General features: G+C 68.1%; 16 protein-coding genes and 1 pseudogene. 5 read left to right on the forward strand and 12 right to left on the reverse strand.

Going from position 1 to position 19,769, the window contains the following annotated elements; genetic code table 11:
• Nucleotides 1-5: 5 nt before the first annotated feature.
• The 4 genes from narH to FB547_RS17170 are packed head-to-tail and all read right to left on the reverse strand — an operon-like array spanning nucleotide 6 to nucleotide 8,287.
• Complete coding sequence (narH, locus tag FB547_RS17155) at nucleotides 6-1,538, reverse strand: nitrate reductase subunit beta (RefSeq protein ID WP_145744233.1); 1,533 nt, start codon at nucleotides 1,536-1,538, stop codon at nucleotides 6-8.
• A gap of 14 nt (nucleotides 1,539-1,552) precedes the next feature.
• A complete protein-coding gene (locus FB547_RS17160; RefSeq protein ID WP_145744235.1) occupies nucleotides 1,553-5,341 on the reverse strand; it encodes a nitrate reductase subunit alpha in 3,789 nt (1,262 codons plus the stop codon).
• 31 nt (nucleotides 5,342-5,372) lie between these two features.
• On the reverse strand, nucleotides 5,373-7,025 hold the full coding sequence (locus tag FB547_RS17165) for an MFS transporter (RefSeq protein WP_145744237.1): 1,653 nt from the start codon (nucleotides 7,023-7,025) through the stop codon (nucleotides 5,373-5,375).
• Nucleotides 7,022-8,287 carry an MFS transporter gene (locus FB547_RS17170; protein WP_145744565.1) on the reverse strand — a complete coding sequence of 422 codons (1,266 nt, stop codon included), beginning with the start codon at nucleotides 8,285-8,287 and terminating at the stop codon, nucleotides 7,022-7,024. The genes FB547_RS17165 and FB547_RS17170 overlap by 4 nt, the downstream gene beginning before the upstream one ends.
• Nucleotides 8,288-8,488: 201 nt before the next feature.
• Between FB547_RS17170 and FB547_RS17175 the strand changes: the two genes are divergently transcribed.
• Together FB547_RS17175 and FB547_RS17180 are read left to right on the forward strand one after the other, a co-directional pair.
• Entirely contained in the window at nucleotides 8,489-9,139 is a 651-nt protein-coding gene (locus FB547_RS17175) for a YitT family protein (RefSeq protein WP_261380316.1), read from the forward strand.
• 35 nt (nucleotides 9,140-9,174) lie between these two features.
• A complete protein-coding gene (locus FB547_RS17180; RefSeq protein ID WP_145744239.1) occupies nucleotides 9,175-9,651 on the forward strand; it encodes a bacteriohemerythrin in 477 nt (158 codons plus the stop codon).
• A gap of 3 nt (nucleotides 9,652-9,654) precedes the next feature.
• Here FB547_RS17180 and ubiM read toward each other — a convergent pair.
• From ubiM to FB547_RS17205, 5 genes and pseudogenes are all read right to left on the reverse strand, one after another.
• Nucleotides 9,655-10,874, reverse strand: a pseudogene (gene ubiM / locus FB547_RS33860) (5-demethoxyubiquinol-8 5-hydroxylase UbiM).
• A gap of 30 nt (nucleotides 10,875-10,904) precedes the next feature.
• Nucleotides 10,905-11,549, reverse strand: coding sequence for a hemerythrin domain-containing protein (locus FB547_RS17190; protein WP_145744241.1), 645 nt, complete (start codon nucleotides 11,547-11,549; stop codon nucleotides 10,905-10,907).
• A 30-nt stretch (nucleotides 11,550-11,579) separates the two neighbouring features.
• Nucleotides 11,580-12,032: an OsmC family protein gene (locus FB547_RS17195; protein ID WP_145744243.1), complete on the reverse strand. Its 453-nt coding sequence runs from the start codon at nucleotides 12,030-12,032 to the stop codon at nucleotides 11,580-11,582.
• 159 nt (nucleotides 12,033-12,191) lie between these two features.
• Nucleotides 12,192-12,962 (reverse strand): methyltransferase domain-containing protein, encoded by a 771-nt coding sequence (locus tag FB547_RS17200; protein WP_145744245.1) that lies wholly within the window; start codon nucleotides 12,960-12,962, stop codon nucleotides 12,192-12,194.
• 16 nt (nucleotides 12,963-12,978) lie between these two features.
• Entirely contained in the window at nucleotides 12,979-13,347 is a 369-nt protein-coding gene (locus FB547_RS17205; protein WP_145744247.1) for a DsrE family protein, read from the reverse strand.
• Nucleotides 13,348-13,559: 212 nt separating this feature from the next.
• Here FB547_RS17205 and FB547_RS17210 point away from each other — a divergent pair, with 212 nt between their 5' ends.
• Genes FB547_RS17210 through FB547_RS17220 form a run of 3 tightly spaced genes read left to right on the forward strand, consistent with a single transcriptional unit; the run spans nucleotide 13,560 to nucleotide 16,550 of the window.
• Nucleotides 13,560-14,075, forward strand: a complete 516-nt coding sequence (locus tag FB547_RS17210; RefSeq protein WP_145744249.1) for a DUF4395 family protein — start codon at nucleotides 13,560-13,562, stop codon at nucleotides 14,073-14,075.
• Nucleotides 14,076-14,082: 7 nt separating this feature from the next.
• On the forward strand, nucleotides 14,083-15,156 hold the full coding sequence (locus tag FB547_RS17215; protein ID WP_145744252.1) for a sensor histidine kinase: 1,074 nt from the start codon (nucleotides 14,083-14,085) through the stop codon (nucleotides 15,154-15,156).
• Complete coding sequence (locus tag FB547_RS17220; RefSeq protein WP_145744254.1) at nucleotides 15,153-16,550, forward strand: sigma-54-dependent transcriptional regulator; 1,398 nt, start codon at nucleotides 15,153-15,155, stop codon at nucleotides 16,548-16,550. The genes FB547_RS17215 and FB547_RS17220 overlap by 4 nt, the downstream gene beginning before the upstream one ends.
• A gap of 371 nt (nucleotides 16,551-16,921) precedes the next feature.
• Here FB547_RS17220 and FB547_RS17225 read toward each other — a convergent pair whose 3' ends face one another.
• The 3 genes from FB547_RS17225 to FB547_RS17235 all read right to left on the reverse strand — a co-directional run bounded on the left by FB547_RS17225 (nucleotide 16,922) and on the right by FB547_RS17235 (nucleotide 19,754).
• Complete coding sequence (locus tag FB547_RS17225; protein ID WP_145744569.1) at nucleotides 16,922-17,671, reverse strand: Crp/Fnr family transcriptional regulator; 750 nt, start codon at nucleotides 17,669-17,671, stop codon at nucleotides 16,922-16,924.
• A gap of 22 nt (nucleotides 17,672-17,693) precedes the next feature.
• Nucleotides 17,694-18,356 carry a hypothetical protein gene (locus FB547_RS17230; RefSeq protein ID WP_145744256.1) on the reverse strand — a complete coding sequence of 221 codons (663 nt, stop codon included), beginning with the start codon at nucleotides 18,354-18,356 and terminating at the stop codon, nucleotides 17,694-17,696.
• Nucleotides 18,357-18,920: 564 nt separating this feature from the next.
• Nucleotides 18,921-19,754, reverse strand: coding sequence for an OmpA family protein (locus FB547_RS17235; protein ID WP_145744258.1), 834 nt, complete (start codon nucleotides 19,752-19,754; stop codon nucleotides 18,921-18,923).
• Nucleotides 19,755-19,769: the final 15 nt, after the last annotated feature.

Here is a 19,769-nt window from a genome sequence, read left to right on the forward strand (position 1 = left end):
CGGCGTCAGACCTTGGCATGGATGGGAATCGTGCGGCGCTTGGCGGCGCCGAACAGGCTGGTCTCGGAGCTGCCGTCGGAGCAGCCGTTGCCGAACGAGAAGCCGCAGCCGCCCTTCATGTCGAAGGTGTTCTCGGCGTACTCGCGGTGCGTCGTGGGGATGACGAAGCGGTCCTCGTAGTTGGCGATGGCCATCACCTGGTACATCTCTTCCACCTGCGCGGCGCTCAGGCCGACCTGCGCCAGCACGGCCGGGTCCGCGAAGTTGTCGACATGCTTGCCGCGCTGGTAGGTGCGCATGGCCAGCATGCGCTCGAGCGCACGGATGACCGGCTCGGTGGCGCCCGCGGTCAGCAGGTTGGCCAGGTACTGCACCGGGATGCGCATCTGCGTGACGTCGGGAATCGCGCCCTTGGCGCCCACATGCCCGGCGTTGGCGGCCGCGGTGATGGGCGACAGCGGCGGCACGTACCAGACCATCGGCAGCGTGCGGTACTCGGGGTGCAGCGGCAGCGCCACCTTCCACTCCATCGCCATCTTGTAGACCGGGCTGTTCCGGGCGCCTTCGAGCCAGGCCTCGGGGATGCCGTCGCGCCGGGCCTGCGCGATCACTTCCGGATCGTGCGGGTCGAGGAAGATGCCGAGCTGGGCCTCGTAGAGGTCCTTCTCGTCCGGCACGCTGGCCGCTTCCTGGATGCGGTCGGCGTCGTACAGCACCACGCCCAGGTAGCGGATGCGCCCGACGCAGGTTTCCGAGCAGACGGTGGGCTGGCCGGCCTCGATGCGCGGGTAGCAGAAGATGCACTTCTCGGCCTTGCCGCTTTGCCAGTTGTAGTAGATCTTCTTGTAGGGGCAGCCCGAGACGCACATGCGCCAGCCGCGGCACTTGTCCTGGTCGATCAGCACGATGCCGTCTTCCTCGCGCTTGTAGATCGAGCCCGAGGGGCAGGAGGCCACGCACGCCGGGTTCAGGCAGTGCTCGCACAGCCTGGGCAGGTACATCATGAAGGTGTTCTCGAACTGGCCGACCATCTCCTTCTGCACCGCGTCGAAGCTGTCGAGGTTGGCGTCCTTGCTGCGCTTGGCGAACTCGCCGCCGAGGATCTCTTCCCAGTTCGGGCCCCACTCGATCTTCTCCATGCGCTTGCCGGTGATCAGGCTGCGCGGGCGCGCCGTCGGCGGCGCCTTCATGGTGGGCGCCGACTGGAGATGCTCGTAGTCGAAAGTGAAGGGCTCGTAGTAGTCGTCGATCTGCGGCAGGTTGGGGTTGGAGAAAATGCGCATGAGCAAACTCCACTTGCCGCCCTGGCGCGGCTCGATCGAGCCGTCGGGCTTGCGCACCCAGCCTCCCTGCCACTTGCCCTGGTTCTCCCATTCCTTGGGGTAGCCGATGCCGGGCTTGGTCTCGACGTTGTTGAACCAGGCGTACTCGACGCCGGGCCGGCTGGTCCAGACGTTCTTGCAGGTGACCGAGCAGGTGTGGCAGCCGATGCACTTGTCCAGGTTCAGGACCATGCCGATTTGCGCGCGTATTTTCATCGTGGGTACCTCGTTCAGGCCGCCGCTGCGGTGGCCGCGTCGGCCACGTCCGCGGGCGTGTCGAGCCAGTCGACCTTGTTCATCTTGCGCACCACCACGAACTCGTCGCGGTTGGTGCCGATGGTCCCGTAGTAGTTGAAGCCGTAGCTCAGCTGCGCGTAGCCGCCGATCATGTGCGTGGGCTTCAGCACGATGCGGGTCACCGAGTTGTGGATGCCGCCGCGCGTGCCGGTGATCTCGGAGCCCGGCGTGTTGATGATCTTCTCTTGCGCGTGGTACATCATCACCATGCCCGGATTGACGCGCTGGCTCACCACCGCGCGCGCCGCAATGGCGCCGTTGATGTTGAACAGCTCCACCCAGTCGTTGTCGACGATGCCGGCGCTCTTGGCGTCGTCCTCCGACAGCCACACCACCGGACCGCCGCGGTTCAGCGTGAGCATCAGCAGGTTGTCGGTGTACGTGGAGTGGATGCCCCACTTCTGGTGCGGCGTGATGAAGTTGAGCTGGATCTCCTTGTTGCCGTTGCTGCGGATGTTGTGGATGTCCTTGGTGGTCTTCAGGTCGACCGGGGGGCGGTAGACCGCCAGGCTTTCGCCGAAGGCACGCATCCACGGATGGTCCAGGTAGAACTGCTGGCGGCCGGTCAGGGTGCGCCATGGGATCAGTTCGTGGACGTTGGTGTAGCCCGCGTTGTAGGAGACCTTCTCGCTCTCGATGCCGCTCCAGGTGGGCGAGGAGATGATCTTGCGCGGCTGCGCCTGGATGTCGCGGAAGCGGATCTTCTCGTCCTCGCGGTAGATCGCCAAGTGCGTGTGGTCGCGCCCAGTCTGCTTGCCCAGCGCCTCCCACGCCTTCACGGCCACGTGGCCGTTGGTTTCGGGCGCCAGCTGCAGCACGACCTCGCAGGCGTCGATGTCGGTGTCGATGCACGGCATGCCCTGCGTGGCGCCGGCATCGGTGACGCGGCCGTTGAGGTTGCCGAGTTCGTCGACCTCGACGTCCGTGTTCCAGCCGATGCCCTTGCCGCCGTTGCCGATCTTCTTGAGCAGCGGGCCCAGGGCGGTGAAGCGTTTGTAGAGGTTCGGATAGTCGCGCTCGACCACCGCTATCTGCGGCGCGGTCTTGCCGGGGATGAGCTCGCACTCGCCGCGCTTCCAGTCGGCCACGCCGAAGGGCTGGGCTAGTTCTGCGGGCGAGTCGTGCATCAGCGGCGTGAGCACCACTTCCTTCTCGACGCCGAGATAGCCGGGGCACATGGCGCTGAAGGTGCGCGCGAAGCCCTTGTAGATCTCCCAGTCACTGCGCGCCTGCCAGGCCGGATCGACCGCGGTCGACAGCGGATGGATGAAGGGGTGCATGTCGCTGGTGTTGAGGTCGTTCTTCTCGTACCAGGTGGCGGTCGGCAGCACGATGTCCGAGTAGAGGCAGGTCGTGCTCATGCGGAAGTCGAGCGTCACCAGCAGGTCGAGCTTGCCTTCGGGCGCCTTGTCGTGCCAGACCACTTCGGTCGGCTTGGCGTCGTCGGGCCCGAGGTCCTTGCCCTGCACGCCGTGCGTGGTGCCCAGCAGGTGCTTGAGGAAGTATTCGTGCCCCTTGCCTGAGGAGCCCAGGATGTTGGAACGCCACACGAACATGTTGCGCGGCCAGTTCGACGGATGGTCGGGGTCTTCGCAGCTCATGCGCAGCGTGCCGTCCTTCAGCGCACGGGCCGTGTAGGCCGCGCCGTCGAGGCCGGCGGCCTGCGCGTCGCGCGCCACCTGCAGCGGGTTGGTCTGCAGCTGCGGCGCCGACGGCAGCCAGCCCATGCGCTCGGCGCGCACGTTGTAGTCGATCATCGTGCCGGCGAATGCAGCCTTGTCGGCCAGCGGAGACAGCACTTCCTCCATGCCGAGCTTCTCGTAGCGCCACTGGTCGGTGTGCGCGTAGAAGAAGCTCGTGGAGTTCATCTGCCGCGGCGGGCGGATCCAGTCGAGCGCGAAGGCCAGCGGGGTCCAGCCGGTCTGCGGGCGCAGCTTTTCCTGGCCCACGTAATGGGCCCAGCCGCCGCCGCTCTGGCCGATGCAGCCGCACATCATCAGGATGTTGATGACGCCGCGGTAGTTCATGTCGCTGTGGTACCAGTGGTTCATGGCCGCGCCGATGATCACCATCGACTTGCCGTGCGTCTTCTCGGCGTTGGCCGCGAACTCGCGCGCCACGGTGATGACCTGGTCGCGCGGCACGCCGGTGATCTTTTCCTGCCAGGCCGGGGTGTAGGGCGCATCGTCGTCGTAGCCGGCGGCCGCCATCTCGCCCGGCAGGCCGCGCGCCACGCCGTAGTTGGCGGCCTGCAGGTCGAACACCGTGGCGACCAGCGCGGTCCGGCCTTCCGAACCGAGCGCAATGCGCCGGACCGGGACCGTGCGCACCAGCACGTCGCTCTGCGCGTTGTTCGGAAAGTGCGCGCTCTCGATGCCGCCGAAGTAGGGGAAGCCGATCTGCGCCGGCTGGACGGCCGTGCCCGCATCGTCGAGCAGCGACAGCGTGAGCTTTACGTCGCCGCCGTGCTCCGCCTCCTTGGCCTCGAGGTTCCACTGCCCGGCATCGGCCCGGCCGTCCGCGCCCCAGCGAAAGCCGATGGCGCCCTGCGGCACCACCACGCGGCCGTCCTCGGCCAGCGCGACGGTCTTCCATTCCGGGTTGTTCGGCTGCCCGAGCCGGTCGTCGAAGTCGGAGGCCCGCAGGTAGCGGTCGGGCACCATCACCTTTTCGCCCGAGGGCAGGGTGTGTTCCTTGAGCATGACCAGCATCGGCAGGTCGGTGTAGCGGCGCGCGTAGTCGTCGAAGTACGCGGTGCGCTTGTCGAAGTAGAACTCCTTGAGGATCACGTGGCCCATGGCCATCGCGACCGCGGCATCGGTGCCCTGCTTCGGATGCATCCACAGGTCCGACAGCTTGGCGACTTCGGAGTAGTCGGGCGTGATCGCGACCGTCTTGGCGCCCTTGTAGCGCACCTCTGTGAAGAAGTGCGCGTCCGGCGTGCGCGTCTGCGGCACGTTGGAGCCCCAGGCGATGATGTAGCTCGAGTTGTACCAGTCGGCCGATTCCGGCACGTCGGTCTGCTCGCCCCACACCTGGGGGCTGGCCGGCGGCAGGTCGCAGTACCAGTCGTAGAAGCTCATGCACACGCCGCCTATCAGGCTCAGGTAGCGGCTGCCCGCGGCGTAGCTCACCATCGACATGGCGGGAATCGGCGAGAAGCCGATGATGCGGTCCGGTCCGTAGCGGCGGATCGTGTGGATGTTGCTGGCCGCGACGATCTCGTTGACCTCGTCCCAGCCCGAGCGGGCGAAGCCGCCGAGGCCGCGCACGCTCTGGTAGCTGTGGCGCGTGGCCTCGTCCTGCACGATGGAGGCCCAGGCCTCGACGGGCGCCAGCGTCTTGCGCGCTTCGCGCCAGGCCTTGAGCAGGGCGCCGCGGACCATCGGGTACTTGACGCGGTTGGCGCTGTACAGATACCAGCTGTAGCTGGCGCCGCGGGCGCAGCCGCGCGGCTCGTGGTTGGGCATGTCCCAGCGGGTGCGCGGATAGTCGGTCTGCTGCGTTTCCCAGGTGACGATGCCGCCCTTGACGTAGATCTTCCACGAGCAGGAGCCTGTGCAGTTCACGCCGTGCGTGCTGCGGACGATCTTGTCGTGCGCCCAGCGCGTGCGGTAGGCGTCCTCCCAGGTACGGTCTTCGCCGGTGACCTGGCCGTGGCCGTCGGCGAAGGATTCGCGCGCCTGCGCGAAGTAGGTCAGGCGGTCGAGAAAGTGGCTCATCGTTTGTCTTTCGTTGAATCGATTGGCTGGCTCATGGGTTCTTCACGTAGGCGCCGCGGCGCAGGTAGAACCACCAGTTGAGAACGAGGCACAGCGCGTAGAACACGGCAAAGCCGTACATCGCGTACTGGGGCGTGCCGGCCTTGATCTGGGCGCCGATGACCACCGGCGCGATGAATGCGCCGTAGGCGGCGATGGCAGAGGTCCAGCCCAGCACGGGGCCGGCCTTGGCGCGGTCGAAGATCACGCCGATGGTGCGGAAGGTGGAGCCGTTGCCGATGCCGCTGGCTGCGAACAGCAGCACGAACAACAGCATGAAGGGCAGGAAATACTGTTCCGGCTGCGGCGAGCTGTAGGCCAGCAGCATCACGTAGCCCACGGCGGCCGAGGCCACCACCATCACCGCCGAGATCACTTGCGTGACGATCGAGCCGCCCACCTTGTCCGAGATCCAGCCGCCCACCGGGCGGATCAGCGCGCCGACGAAGGGACCGATCCAGGCGTAGGTGAAGGCCGAAGGCGCGTTCGGGTTCTTCAGCGTGTGCTGCAGCACGCCGGCGGCGTCGGGCACGTGGCTGATGCCGAAGATGACCGCGATCGACAGCGGCAGCGCCATCGAGAAGCCGATGAAGGAGCCGAAGGTCACGATGTACAACGCCGTCATCGACCACGTGTGCTTGTCGCGGAAGATCTCGAACTGCTTGGCGATGTTTTCCTTCATCGTGCCGAACGCGGCGAGCTTCATGGTGAACAGCGTGACCACGATGATCAGCGGCATGGCCACCCACATGTTGAGCAGGCCCAGGCCCGTGGGCGCCGGCAGGTACAGGTACAGGCCCGCGATCGCCGGGGCGAACGACAGCGTGTAGAGCCAGGTGATCTTCATGAAGGCCCGGATCGCACCGCCGGTATCGGGCGAGACGGTGTTCAGGTTGTTCATGCCGAACCAGCACAGGATCGACAGCGGCACCAGCGACAGCACCCAGGCGAAGCCCGCGTTCTGGATCCAGGTGGGCGTGCCGGCGGTGATCTTGCCCAGGATCCAGCCGCTGTCCTTGAGCAGGGTCATGGGCTCGCCGCCGATGCTGCCCAGCAGGCCCACGGTCATCACCAGCGGGATGACGATCTGCATGGTGGTGACGCCGAAGTTGCCGATGCCGGCGTTAAGGCCCAGCGCGGTGCCCTGCAGGCGCTTGGGAAAGAAGGTGCTGATGTTGGACATCGAGCTGGCGAAGTTGCCGCCGCCCACGCCCGACCACAGTGCCATGAGCTGGAACACCCACAGCGGCCACTCCTTGTGCTGCAGCGCGATGCCGGTGCCGATGGCCGGCGCGAGCAGCATCGCCGTGGTCAGGAAGATGGTGTTGCGGCCGCCCGCCAGCCGGATCAGGAACGCGGCCGGGATGCGCATGGTGGCGCCGGCCAGGCCCGCGATGGCGGTGAGCGTGAACAGTTCGGCCTGGGTGAAGGGGAAGCCCAGGTTGTTCATCTGCACGGTGATGATTCCCCACATGCCCCAGACGGCGAAGGCGCACAGAAGGGCAGGCACCGACAGCCACAGGTTGCGCCATGCCACGTGCCGGCCGGTGCTTTCCCAGAACTGTTCGTCCTCGGGACGCCAGTCGGCGATGTCGGCGCGGCCGCCGGCCGTGCCCGGAGGAACGACGATGGTGCTGGTGCTCATGATTTGGTTTCCAGGTTGAGATTCGAGGTCCGTGCGCGCACGCCGCCCATGACCTGGGTGGCGCGCACTTCGGTCCAGTACATCCAGATGAGGGAGACCCACACGACGCCGTACATCAGCATGAAGGCGCTGGAGCGGATGCCGGTGAGGTCCATCAGCGCGCCGAACATGACGGGCAGCACGAAGCCGCCCAGGCCGCCGGCGAGTCCGACGACGCCGCTGATGGCGCCGATGTTGGCGGGATAGTCGTCGCTGATGTACTTGAAGACACTGGCCTTGCCGAAGGCCATCGCGATGCCCAGCACGAACATCAGCGCGGTGAAGCTGTAGACGTTCAGCCCGATGTGGAAGGTGCGCGGGCCGTTCACCGTGCTCAGGGTGAGATCGGTCTGCGGATAGCTCAGAAGGAACAGGCAGATCCAGCACACCCACATCACCCACCAAGTGACGCTGTGCGCGCCATATTTGTCGGACAGCCAGCCGCCGACGGCCCGCAGCACGCCGCCCGGCAGCGAGAAGCAGGCGGCCAACAGCGCGGCGATGCGGATGTCCAGCCCGTATTCGCCGACGTAGTACTGCACCATCCACAGCGAGATGGCGACATAGCCGCCGAACACGATGCTGTAGTACTGGCAGTAGCGCAGCACCCGCGGGTCCTTCAGCGCCTTGAGCTGCTCGGAAAAACCGACGCTCTTGCCCACCAGATGCGCGGGGTCGCTGGCGCTCAGCATCCAGAACAGGACGGTGGTGCCCAGCATGATCGCCGCATAGACCTGCGGCACCACGGCCCAGCCGAAGGCCACCACGATGGCCGGCGCCACAAACTTGTTGACCGCCGCGCCCGAGTTGCCGGCGCCGTAGATGCCCATCGCAAAGCCTTGCCGGCTGCGCGGAAACCAGCGCGCCACGTACGGCGTGCCGACCGAGAACGAGCCGCCCGCGAGTCCGACGAACATGCCCAGCACGATGAAGTGCCAGTACTGCGTGGCGTAGGACATCAGCCAGATGGCCGGCACGGTGGCGGCCATCAGCAGCGTCATGACGATGCGTCCGCCGAAGCGGTCGGTCCAGATGCCGAGCGGCACGCGCACCAGCGAGCCCGTGAGCACCGGCATCGCGGTCAGCAGGCCGAACTCGGTCGCGTTGAGGTTGAGCGCCTTGCGGATCGGGATGCCGATCACGCCGAACATCATCCAGACCATGAAGCAGACGGTGAACGCCAGCGTGCTCACTGCCAGCACGCGCCAGGCTTTCGCAGGCACGGCCTGGCGTACCGACGGGGGCGAAAAATCTTGGCTGGATGCGGTGGCGCGCTGCTGCACGATGGGACTCCTGGAAGGTTGCCCGGAGCTTAGAAGCGGGCTTTCCGGGCGGCTTGATCCACATCAAGCGCCACGGCGGCGTGCAGAACCTTGTTCTGGCGCAAGGCCGGCAGCGCCGCGCGGGCCCACACTGAGAACCATATGGATCAAAGCCCGCACATCCAGGCCGCACGGCGATATCCGCTGCTGGACGATGCGCAGGGATTCGGCACGGCCATCCTGCTGGTCGGGCTCGGGTTGGCCATGCTTCGCAGCGCTCATCTGCTGACGGGCGGCCTTCCCGGCCTGGCGTTCCTGCTGAACTACGCCTCGGGGTGGTCACTGGGGTGGACCCTGCTCATCGTGAACCTGCCTTTCATCGCGCTCGGCTGGCGCGCCTTCGGGCTGCAGTTCACCTGGAAGACCCTGCTTGTCGTTGCCGGGCTGTCGCTCAGCGTCGAGGGCATCGGAGAGGCGCTCGGCGTGCACCCGGCACATCCGCTGTTCGCGGCGGTCGCCGGCGGCCTGCTGATCGGCGTCGGCCTGCTCGTGCTGTTCCGCCACGGCGCCAGCCTGGGCGGCTTCGGCGTGCTCGCGCTGTTCCTGCAGCGCCGCTACGGCTGGAGCGCAGGCGCCGTGCAGATGGCATGCGACGCGGCAATCGTTGCATCGGCCTTCGCCCTCGTCGAACCGAGCCGGGTGGGCTGGTCGATCGTTTCGGCCGTGATGGTGAACCTGGTCCTGATGTGGAACCACCGGCCGGGTGCCCCATCGTTGCGCGAGATCAAGGAACCTGACGCCGGCCCCCGATAGGCTCGCGACCCGGCTCTTTCTTCAGAGGAAATCGCATGGCTATGCTGGACCGATCCGATGGAATGCCGCTGGGCCTGCCTTTCATGGACCGGGCACGCGAGCGATTCGCCTGGCGCCTGGCGCAGGTGGACGAGGCGGCAGACGCCGCGCTGCCGGGCGCCTGGCGCGAGCTGCTCGCGTATGCGGCGGAGCACTTCGCGTGCGAAGACATCTGGATGCGGGCCTCCGGCTTCGCGTCGCGCAAGGACCACGCGGCCCAGCATCGCGTGGTGGTGGAGGTGATGCGCGAAGGCGCGGTGCACGCCACCGAGGGGCGGCTTGCACAGGTTCGGGAAATGGCGTGCCAGTTGCGGGACTGGTACGAACGGCATGTCCGCACCATGGATGCACCGCTGGCGCGCCATCTGCGCACGCAGCGGTCCGGCCGCAGGAGCGCTGGTGCCCAGCCGCGCGATGACTTTGCGGCGCGGCCACCGCTGCGCCGCGCCGGACAGCACGCTTTGCCGCGCTGAACCCTAGGCCGCGGCCCCAGGCAGTTGCAGGCCGCCGCGGCCCGTGAGCCGCGCGGTGATCGCCGCCTTCAGCGGCGGCAGATGCTGCGCGCCCCGAAGCAGCAGTTGCCGCACGAGGCGCTGCGGTGCCCCGGTGCTGGCATAGAGTCTCGCGACCGCATTCGTGCCGTGGTAGATCGGCGCCGCATCCCGGCGGTGTGCGCGCTCGTAGCCCGCCAGCACCTCGGCGGCACCGATGTCCCGCTGGGCCGCGCGGGCTTCGCAGAGCGCGTGGACGAGCGAGGCAATGCTCTGCAGACCGAGGTTGTAGCCATGGGCCGTGACGGGATGCATGCCGACGGCGGCATCGCCGACCAGCGCGCTGCGTTGGCCCACGAAGCGCCGGGCATAGGCGGCAACGAGGGGGTAGGGGAAGCGCTTTCCGAGCAGCTGCATCCGTCCCAGGCGGCTGCGGAACTGGCGTTCGACGAGCGCCGCGAATTCGCTTCGGACAATTGCATCAGCCGCTCGGCGGCCGCGGTGTCGGCGGTCACCACGACCGACGAGACATTGCCCACGGCGGGCAGCACCGCGAGCGTGCGCTCGTAGCCGAAGCACTCGTAGGCCACGTCGTGATGCGGCAGCTCGTGCTGCATCCGGCAGACGATCATGACGCGGCCGAAATCGTGGATGTCGGCCGCGATGCCGAGCTGCTTGCGCGACCAGGAGAAGCGGCTGTCGGCCGCGACGAACAGGCGGCCCTGCAGCTGCTGCGGCAGGCCCGGCGAGGCCTGGACATCCAGCTGCACGTGGCCGGGCTCGGTGGCGACGCGAAGCACCTGCGCACGATCGAGCAGCCGCAGCGCCGGGCGTTCCATGGCGGCTGCAAAGCTGACACGGCGCAGCGCATGGTTCGGCACGATCCAGCCCAGCACTTCGGTGTCGTGGCCGCGCGGCGAGAAGCTGAGTGCGCAGTCCTGCCGGTCGCCGTCGATGACGCGCGCTTCGCGGATGCATCCGATTTCCTCGGGCCGCAGGCGCTGCCACAGGCCCAGGGCGCGCAAGGTGGCCACGCTGGCGTGGGTCAGCGCGATGTCCCGGCCGTCCTCGTCCGGGGCCGCCAGCGCCTCGCGCGGCTGCGCGTCCAGCACGGTGGCGGTGAAGCCGGCGTCGGCCAGGGCAATGCCCAGGGCCAGCCCGGCCGGTCCTGCACCGACGATGAGTGCGTCAAGATCTTGCGGCATGAGTTTCCTGTGAAGATGAGAAGGGGGCGCTCAGCGATTCGGCGGGTACACCGGCAGCGCGGCGCCTGCGAAGGCCTCGAGCACCGAGCCGACGTTGCCGTGGTCCTGCAGCGCGCCGACGATCATGCGGAACAGCGGCTTGTAGGCTTCGTCGGCTTCGTGGCCCGCGAGCGGATCGCGGTTCGTAAGGAATGCGGCATCGAGTTCGGCCCATTCGCCGGCGTCGAGCACCGACTCGGCGAGCGGCAGGATCTCGGTTTCCTCGACGCGCATGTGGGCCAGGTAGAAGTCGGCGTAGTGCCGCATCAGCTGTTCGAATTTGTCGCGCCGCATCTCGCACTGGACGGTCCCGCTCATCGTGCGGAATCCCAGCAGCGCGTGTTCGAGTTCGCGGATGGCGCGCTCGCCGTGCGCGTGGTCGCGGTCGAGCTGGTCGAGCACCGCATCGGTCTGCACGCTGCGTCCGCGCAGCTTCGGAAACAGCAGCCGGCTCTCCTTGGGATGGTGCAGCTTCTCCGGGAATTCGTCGACGTAGAACAGCATGGCCTGCAGGGCGTCGAAGTCGGGCAGGGTGCCGTAGCGCCGGTGCCCGTGCAGGAGCAGCATGATCGAGCGCAGCATGGCCGAGAGGGCGCGGTGCTCATGGCGGATGATGTTCAGGCTGTCGTGGGTCATGGCGCACTCCCGCAACTGGGTTCGCTCTCGTCAGGCTGTCAGCAGGGCGCCGCTGCCGTCGAGCACGCGCACCTCGACCGGAATGGCGGTGCGCACGCTTTGCGTGACGACGCAGAAGTCCTCGAACTGGGCCAGCGCCCGGTCGAGCTGCCTGAGCGTGGATGCCGTCACGCCCAGGTGGATGGCGACCTGGATGCCCGCCACGCGCAGGCGGCCCTGGGGATTGCGCGCCAGCGTGGCATCGGCCTGCGTTCGCATGGGGACCGCATCGTTGCTGAATTTCCGCAGCGAGAACTGCAGGCTGGACGACAGGCAGTTGGCCACCGCCGCCACCAGCAGCTGCTCCGAATCGGGGCCGGCGCCGGTTCCGAGCGGCGGCTTCACGTCGGTCAGGAGCGCGGCGCTGCCGGGCGGCCCGAAATCGACGGCGAACCGGTACGCTTCGCGCCAGGCCAGCGTGAGGGCGGCCGATTCGTCCATCATCGACGGTGCAGCGTGCGCTGCACCGGCCAGGTTCGTTCAACGGACGTCGAGGTTTTCATGTCGACGCCAGTGTCAAGCCCGTGCGGGTGCACGGGCTTGACATGGCGCAAGGATGGGTCGAGGCAGCCTGCGGCGGCCGCGGGCTTCCCGAAGGCCCCGCTACGCCTTGTCGGCCCGGATCGACACGCTCCGGACGCCGAACTTCTTCGTCGCGCCCTGGGCGTTGTCGGAGAGGAAGCGGTATCGGTCGTTGACCTGCTCCTCGGCGATGCGCAGGCCGGCGTCCTCGATCGCCTGCCGGTAGCGCCCGATCTGCCACGCGCCGCCGATGCAGGCCGCCCACAGCGTGGTGTTGCAGCTGATGCTCTCGGGCAGCAGCACCTCCGTGACGATGTCGGCGATCGCCAGCCGGCCGCCCGGGCGCAGCAGGCGGGCGATCTCGCGGAAGACCTGGGGCTTGTCGACGGCGAGATTGATCACGCCGTTGCTGATGACCACGTCGAAGCTGCCGTCCTCGAACGGTGCGGCGTCGATGTAGCCCTTGACATAGGTGACATTGCGAAAGCCGTCGCGCTGGCGCAGCGACTCCGCCTTGGCGCGCTGCGAATCGGTCATGTCCAGGCCGACCACGGTGCCGGTCGGGCCCGTGATCAGGCTGGCGATGAAGGTGTCCATGCCCGAGCCGCTGCCGAGGTCGAGCACGCGCGCCCCTTCCATGTCGCCCAGCAGGTGGAAGTAGTAGCCGACGCCGGCGAAGGACTGGATGGCTTCGGCCGGGATGCGGTCCAGGTCGCGCGGCCGGTAGCCCAGCCGCTCGGCCAGGGCGCGTCCCATCTCGAAATGGAATTCGCCGTGGGGGTTGTCCGCAACCTCGCGGTACATCGCCTGGACCTTGCCTTCCAGTTCGGCCCGATCGACTGGGGCAGACATGGCGCCGCTCCTCGGGTCAGAAGCTCAGGGTGGCCGCGCCGCGCAGCAGCCGCTCGTGGATCACGCTGGAGCCGGCGATGGTCACGCCCTCGACGAAGTCCGCCTGCTCATAGCCGCGGGACTTGACGCACGGCGTGCAGGCGTAGAGCGCACCGCCGCGGGCCACGAAGTCGCGCATCAGCTCCGCCAGCGGATCCAGCGGCCGAACGTGCGTCGTGTCGGCGGCCTTTTTGCGCACCACGTCGACGCCGGCGCTGGTGAGGAAGATGGCCACCTTCAGCCCGGCCGTGATGCCGCCGTTGGCGATGGTGAAGCCCACCGACGACAACTCGTGGTCGATGCCATGGGTGATGACCACGACCAGTTCTCTGCTTTCTTCAGCCATTTCGTTCTCCTTGGGTTGGTATGGGGCCTTCTGCTATCGCGAAAGCCATGCCAGCGCGAACGCGCGCGGTTTTCCCAGGGAAACAGGGCGGCGCGCCGCCGCGGCGGCGGCGAGGCCCATGCACGGGAAGGCATGGCGCATGTCCTTTCGGATATGGCGAACCCGCTGGCGCCGCCCCGCCGTAGTGGCTAGACTTTTGCCGGAGGTTCCCCATGGACACAGACCGCGAACTGCAGTTCGGCCCCGGCATGCGGGTGCAGCGTCTGACCGAGGCCGGTTTCATGGTGGCGGCCATCTTCACGCAGGACCTGCGCTTCGCCTGCGTCACCTTCGTGCTGACCTTCCTGCAGATGCTGTCTCCGCGCTGGGTGCCCGTGGCGCGCCTGGTGGCACAGCTCGTGCGTTTCCGTGGCGAGCACCGCATCGGCGATCTCTACTTCGACCTGGGCGGGACGCGCGGCGCCTGCGCGCTCTCGGTCGTGGTGCAGGCCGCCGGGATCGGACTTGCAGGAGCGGGCTGGCCGACCGTCGGGTTCGCCGTGCTGGCCGTGCCCACCGCCTCGTTCCTGATCGCGCCGACGCTGGGCTTCTGTGCGGGCTGCTGGTTCTATGTGCTGGGACGCGACTGGCTGGTCCGCCGGGGCTGGCTGAAGGGAGGCTCCAATGGGTTCACCGACTTCACCATCGACGGCGAAAGCCCCAGCCATCAACGAGAACTGCGTCCTTAGGCGCAACGTGCAGACGCAGCCCTACGGGCGCTGCAGCGTGTGCACGCTGCAGCTGAGGCAGTGCCACGCGTGGCAGTCCAACGGCTGGAGCTTCGCGCTGGTGGTGCTGGTCCTGTCGCTGGTGCTGGTGCCCTCCGGCTGGCCGCAGAAGCTGCTGGCGGCGATGGTGCTGGGGGTGGTCGTCTGGCAGGGCCTGGCCAACCACAAGCGCACCGACGACCTGATCCACGGGCAGCACCGGCTGATGGTCCTGACCCAGGAACTGCGCGGCAAGCAGTTGCTGATCGAACAGCAGAACGACAGCCTGGCGGCGCAGGTCGATGCGCGCACCGCGGAGCTGCGCGACGCCAACGTCCGGCTGGCCGCGGCCAATCTCGAGCTGCTCGAACTCGACAAGCTGCGCTCGGCCGTGCTGTCCAACGTGTCGCACGAGCTGCGCACGCCGCTGACCGGCATCCTGGGCTCGGCGCAGAACCTGCGCGACGGGCTCGCGGGCGGCCTGACGCAGGCGCAGCAGGAGTACGTGCAGATGATCGAAGGCGACAGCCGCCGGCTCATCCGGGTGGTGAACGAGCTGCTCGAATGGGGGCGCCTGCAGTCCGGCCACATCCAGTTGCAGCGCACGCCGGTCGCGCTGTACCCGCTGCTGGACGAGGTGTTCATGCTGCTGCGTCCGGCCGCGCAGCAGAAGGGCGTCAGGCTCGAGATGGCGAGTGCCGAGCCGTCGCTGTGCGTGCCGGCCGACCCCGACAAGCTCAAGCAGATCCTGATCAACCTGCTGGACAACGCCATCAAGTTCAGCCGGCCGGACTCCAGCGTGCGCGTGCATGCCGAATCCGTGCCCGACGGATGGCGTGTCCTGGTCGAGGACCACGGGCCCGGCGTGCCGGCGGAAGACGTGCCGCACCTGTTCGAGCGCTTCTACCGCGGGCAGTCGGGCGGCGGCGCGCCCGGCACCGGCCTCGGGCTCGCGATCGCCAAGAACCTCGCGCGGCTGCACGGCGGGGACATCGCGCTGCAGACATCCCTGGGCCAGGGCAGTACCTTCGCCCTGACCTTGCCGCTCGCGGGTGCGGCATGAGCGGCGGCGCCAAGGGTTCGCCGGCGAGCCACATCCTCATCGCGGACGACGACCCCGGCATCGGCCGCATCCTGTGCGATCGGCTGCGCGAACTCGGGCACGAGGTGGAGCACGTGCTGGACGGGGCCGAAGCACTGCGGGCCGCCGACAGGGCGGACCTGATGCTGCTGGACCTGGAGATGCCGCGCATGGACGGCTTCTCGGTGCTCGAGAGCCTCCAGTCGCTGGCGGCCCCGCCGCCGGTCGTCGTGATCACGGCGCATGGCGAACTGACGAACGCGGTGCGGGCCATGCGCGCCGGCGCCTACGACTTCATCGCCAAGCCCTTCGATGCGGCGACCATCCAGCTCGTCGTGCGGCGCGCGCTCGAGACCAGCCGGCTGAAGAGCCACGTCCACACCTTGCGCAGGGAGCTCGGCAACAAGCACCTGTGGGTACGCGGCACGGATCCCGGCATGGCCCGCGTCGCGGATACCGTCGACCGCGTGGCGCCCAGCCATGCCACGGTGCTGCTGCTGGGGGAAACCGGCACCGGCAAGGAGGTCGTGGCGCGGGCCCTGCATCTTCGCAGCACGCGCAGCGAACAGCCTTTCGTGGCGGTGAACTGCGCGGTGCTGAAGGGCGAGCTGCTCGAGAGCGAGCTGTTCGGACACGAGAAAGGCGCGTTCACCGGGGCCGACCGGTCGCGCCCGGGCCGCGTCGAAGCCGCGCGCGGCGGCACCCTGTTCCTGGATGAAATCGGCGAGCTGCCGACGGCGCTGCAGGCCAAGCTGCTGCGGCTGCTGCAGGAAAAGGAGTACGAGCGGCTGGGCAGCGACCGGACGCATCGCGCGGACATCCGCGTGATTGCCGCCACGCACATCGACTTGGCCGCGGCCATCCGCGCCGGCGCCTTCCGCGAAGACCTCTACTACCGGCTCAAGGTGATCAGCATCAGGATTCCTCCGTTGCGAGAGCGCCAGGGCGACGTGCTGCCGCTGGCCGAGTGGCTGCTGGCCAAGCATGCCGCCGAGTCGGCGCGCCCGCCGCCCCGGCTCGCACACGACGTCATGCAGGCCCTGGAGCGCTATCCCTGGCCCGGCAACGTGCGCGAGCTGTCGAACGTGATGGAGCGCTGCGCGCTGCTGGCCGGCGAGACGGTGGACCTGTGCGACTTGCCCGAGGAGTTCATGGGCGGCCCGGTGGCGCCGGCAGCCATGGCGGTGACGGAGATCGAGGACCTGTTCGCCCTGCCTTACAGCGATGCGGTCACCGCGGCCAGGCGGCTGATCGTCCAGCGCGCCCTTGAAAGATCCGGCGGCCACCAGACCCGGGCGGCGGAGCGGCTGCGCGTGACGCAGCCCTATCTTTCCCGGCTCGCGAAGCAGCTCGGCGTGCGTGGCGACGAGACCTGAGGTGTGCGCTGGAGGCCGGCGAGCCTTCTTTTTTTGCTGCGGCAGGTGAGGGAGATCACAGCCGGCCGCGCGAGATGCAGCCGTCTCGGCACGATGGCCCGCATGAACGACAAGTGCCAACTGCAACACGGCGATCCGGGGCATGCCGCCCGCGGGCTCCTCTTGAATTGCGGATGCGGGCTTGCGCACCTGGAGCGCATCCATCGGCGCGGGTGGATGAAGTTGCTGCCCTGGCTGCGGTTCTATCGCTGTAGCCGGTGCGGCCGGGCGCAACTGGCTTCGAAGCGGGCGGTCAGCTTCGCGATCACGGCGCACAGGAGCGCAGGAGGCGAGGGCGACCAGGTGCCCGCGCCTTGATCGGACCGCCGGAGTCAGGGCGCCTTCGGCTCGGCGTCCCCCATGCCTTCCGGCGTGGTGAACAGTTCGGGCTCGAACATCGGATGGGCCTCGTGGCCCACGGTGGCCGGCGCATCCGGCAGCAGGCTGCCGAAGTCCGTCGAGGCGAAGTTCGGCGGGATGTGAATGCCGTTCTCGTCGCGGCGGACCAGGCCGCGGCTTTCCAGGTCGCGCATGGTCTTGTTGACCACCTCGCGCGAGAGCCCCGAATACGATGCGATGACCGCCTGGGTGATGCGCTTGTCGTAGCCGCCGCTGCCCGCAGGCGCCAGCTGGGTCAGCTCGTGGAGCACGCGGCCGACGAGATTCTCGGCCGACAGCGACGAGATCCGGCGCAGCTGGCCGCGGATCATGGTGACGCGCTTCATCGCGATCTCGAGCAGGCCGATGGTCACTTCCGGATAGATCGAACACAACCCGCGGATCGCGGTGATCGGCATCAGGTAGACCGAGGAGGGCAGTGCCGCGACCAGCGTCGAGGTGGCCTGGTAGCTGTTCTCGCTCAGCGAGGGGCCGAGGAAGAAGTCGCCCCGGCGGATGAAGTCGGTCGTCACGTCCCGGTCGACGGCCCGCAGCAGGCCCGTGGCCACGCAGTAGATGCGATCGGTCCATGTGTCCGCCGGAAGCACGGTCTCGTTGCGCCGGTAGGAGCGCAGTTCGCTGCTGCGGATCAAGGCGGCCCGGTCGGCGGGCGGCACGCTGGCGATGAGGGGGTGGAGGTACATGGCGAAAGTGATGTCGGTCACCTCATTTGCAGTCCGCCTGGAGCAGCCGGAACAGCGCCTCGATGCGGTTTCGTTCTTCGGTCTCGTGCAGGGCCTGGCCCCGCAGCCAGAGCCTTCCGGCCTTTCTCTCGACATGCACGTCGTACACGCGATCGACGCAATCGACCACCACATCCGGCGCGAGCCGCTCCTGCGCGGCCCACAGCGCGAGCTCGATCTCCGCGGCGTCCATGCGCCTCGATGCGCGCATCGCGATCCAGTCCGCATGCAGGCGCGGCAGCGCCGTCATGCCCTGCACCTTCAGCGGCTCGGTGCCGAGCCTTGCCAGCAATGCCTCGAGCTGTGCGGCATCGGACGGTTCGGCGGCTGCGGAGCCGCCGGTGCGCATGCCCGGGGTCCGCAGCAGGAAGCAGTCGTCGCGCAGGCAGCTCAGATCGGCCGCGGCCGAAGCCGGCGAGCTCGCGCGGATCCGGCGCTGGATCTCGCGGCTCACGCTGGCGGCGACCTCCGGCCCGTCGGCCTCGACCAGCTGCGCGAAGTTGGCGATGAAGAAGAGCGCGCAGACCCGGTCGGGCAGGGCGCCGCGGTGGCTCTCCGGTGCCACCGGCGCGGCATCGCGAGGCCGCGCAGGCAGGAAATGCGCGAGCGCTGCGCGCCATCGCGGCCCGAAGCGCCTGTTTTCCATGCGTGGCAGTGCGACCGTTCCATCGCCTGCGTGACACCACGTTCTCTGCATTTGGCAAAACCCTGAATCGTTGGACCATTGTTGTGAGCCGCTTCGCAAGCGGTCTTCAGGGAATGCTACGGAGCCACATGCCGTTTGACACCGGGTTTCGAGCCGTGGATGTGTTCCGAATCACAATTGGACACAATTGATGCCGGAGCGATTGTGCGGCGAGGGGCCCTGCGCAGTCCTCCCACAAAGTGGTGAGTGGCCCGCGTGCGACACCGGCGGCGGCTACCGTCGCCGGGGCGAAATGGCTTCGGTCCGCGCGGGCACAGGCGCCCGGCCGCTGCGCAGGCCCGCCGTCACCGTGGAACGCAAGGGGGAAGAGGGGCGGATTGCAGCCTTAGCAAAAACCGCAGGGGCATCCGAGTCTCCATCGCCGGTTTTTGCTTGTTGCCCGGATCCGGCCGTCCCTGGGTTTCAAGAATCTAGGCGCGGCAAGACCCGGGCAGGTTGATGCTCATCAAACGGAAGGCCCCTGTGGCAACAGGGGCGGGCGCGCCTGGCGCAGCGCTGCCGGGCTCAACGCTCGCCCGACACCTCGATCTCGACGCGGCGGTTCGGCGCCAGGCAGGCGATCAGGTCCGCACGCCGGGCCTGGGCGCATTGCACCTTCGGCTCCGATTCGCCCCGGCCCTCGACCTGGATCCTCTGCGCCGGCACGCCGGCCTGTGCGAGGTAGCTGCGCACGGTGTTGGCGCGCGCCAGCGAGAGCGCATTGTTGTAGGCTTGGCTGCCGAGCCGGTCGGTGTGGCCGATGACCTTGACGGCATCCGTCGCCTTGATGTCGGCGGCCAGGACGTCGAGCTTGCGGCGCCCCTCCGGCATCAGGTCGGCCAGCGAGCTCCCGTCGAAGCGGAACAGGCCATCGGCACCCAGCGTGGTCCGGCGCGGTGCCGCCGGGCTCGCGGCGGCTGGGCGTTCGGCCGTCGGCAGCGCACGCACGGCCAGCACGTCGCCGCAGCCGGCCGGCAGCCAGTGGAAGGTCTGCGCCTTGTAGTCCTTGTCGAAGATCGCCTTGTACTGGCAGGTGGTCACGCCGCCGCCGGCCTTGCGGAAGTGGAAGATGTAGTCCCACTCGCGCGGGCCCGCCATGCCTTCGCTGAAGTGCGGACGGCCGAGCAGGTCGTACAGCTGGTCCTTCGTGACGCCGGGCGCCACGGCGCGCAGGTTGTCCAGGTTGGGGAAGGTGCCTTCCTTGAGCCATGCATCGTTGTCGATGTTCGGGAAGATCACCTCCGTGGCCTTGCCGTCGTCGGTGATGCCCCGGCTCACGTAGGAGCTGCAGCCCTGCAGCACCAGCAGTGCCGCGGCGCTTGCTGCAATGGCCGTGAAGCGATGGAATTGCGTTGTCATGATGTTGTGTTCCTC

This window comes from Variovorax beijingensis, from assembly GCF_007828835.1.
In the GTDB taxonomy this organism is placed as follows: domain Bacteria; phylum Pseudomonadota; class Gammaproteobacteria; order Burkholderiales; family Burkholderiaceae_C; genus Variovorax; species Variovorax beijingensis_A.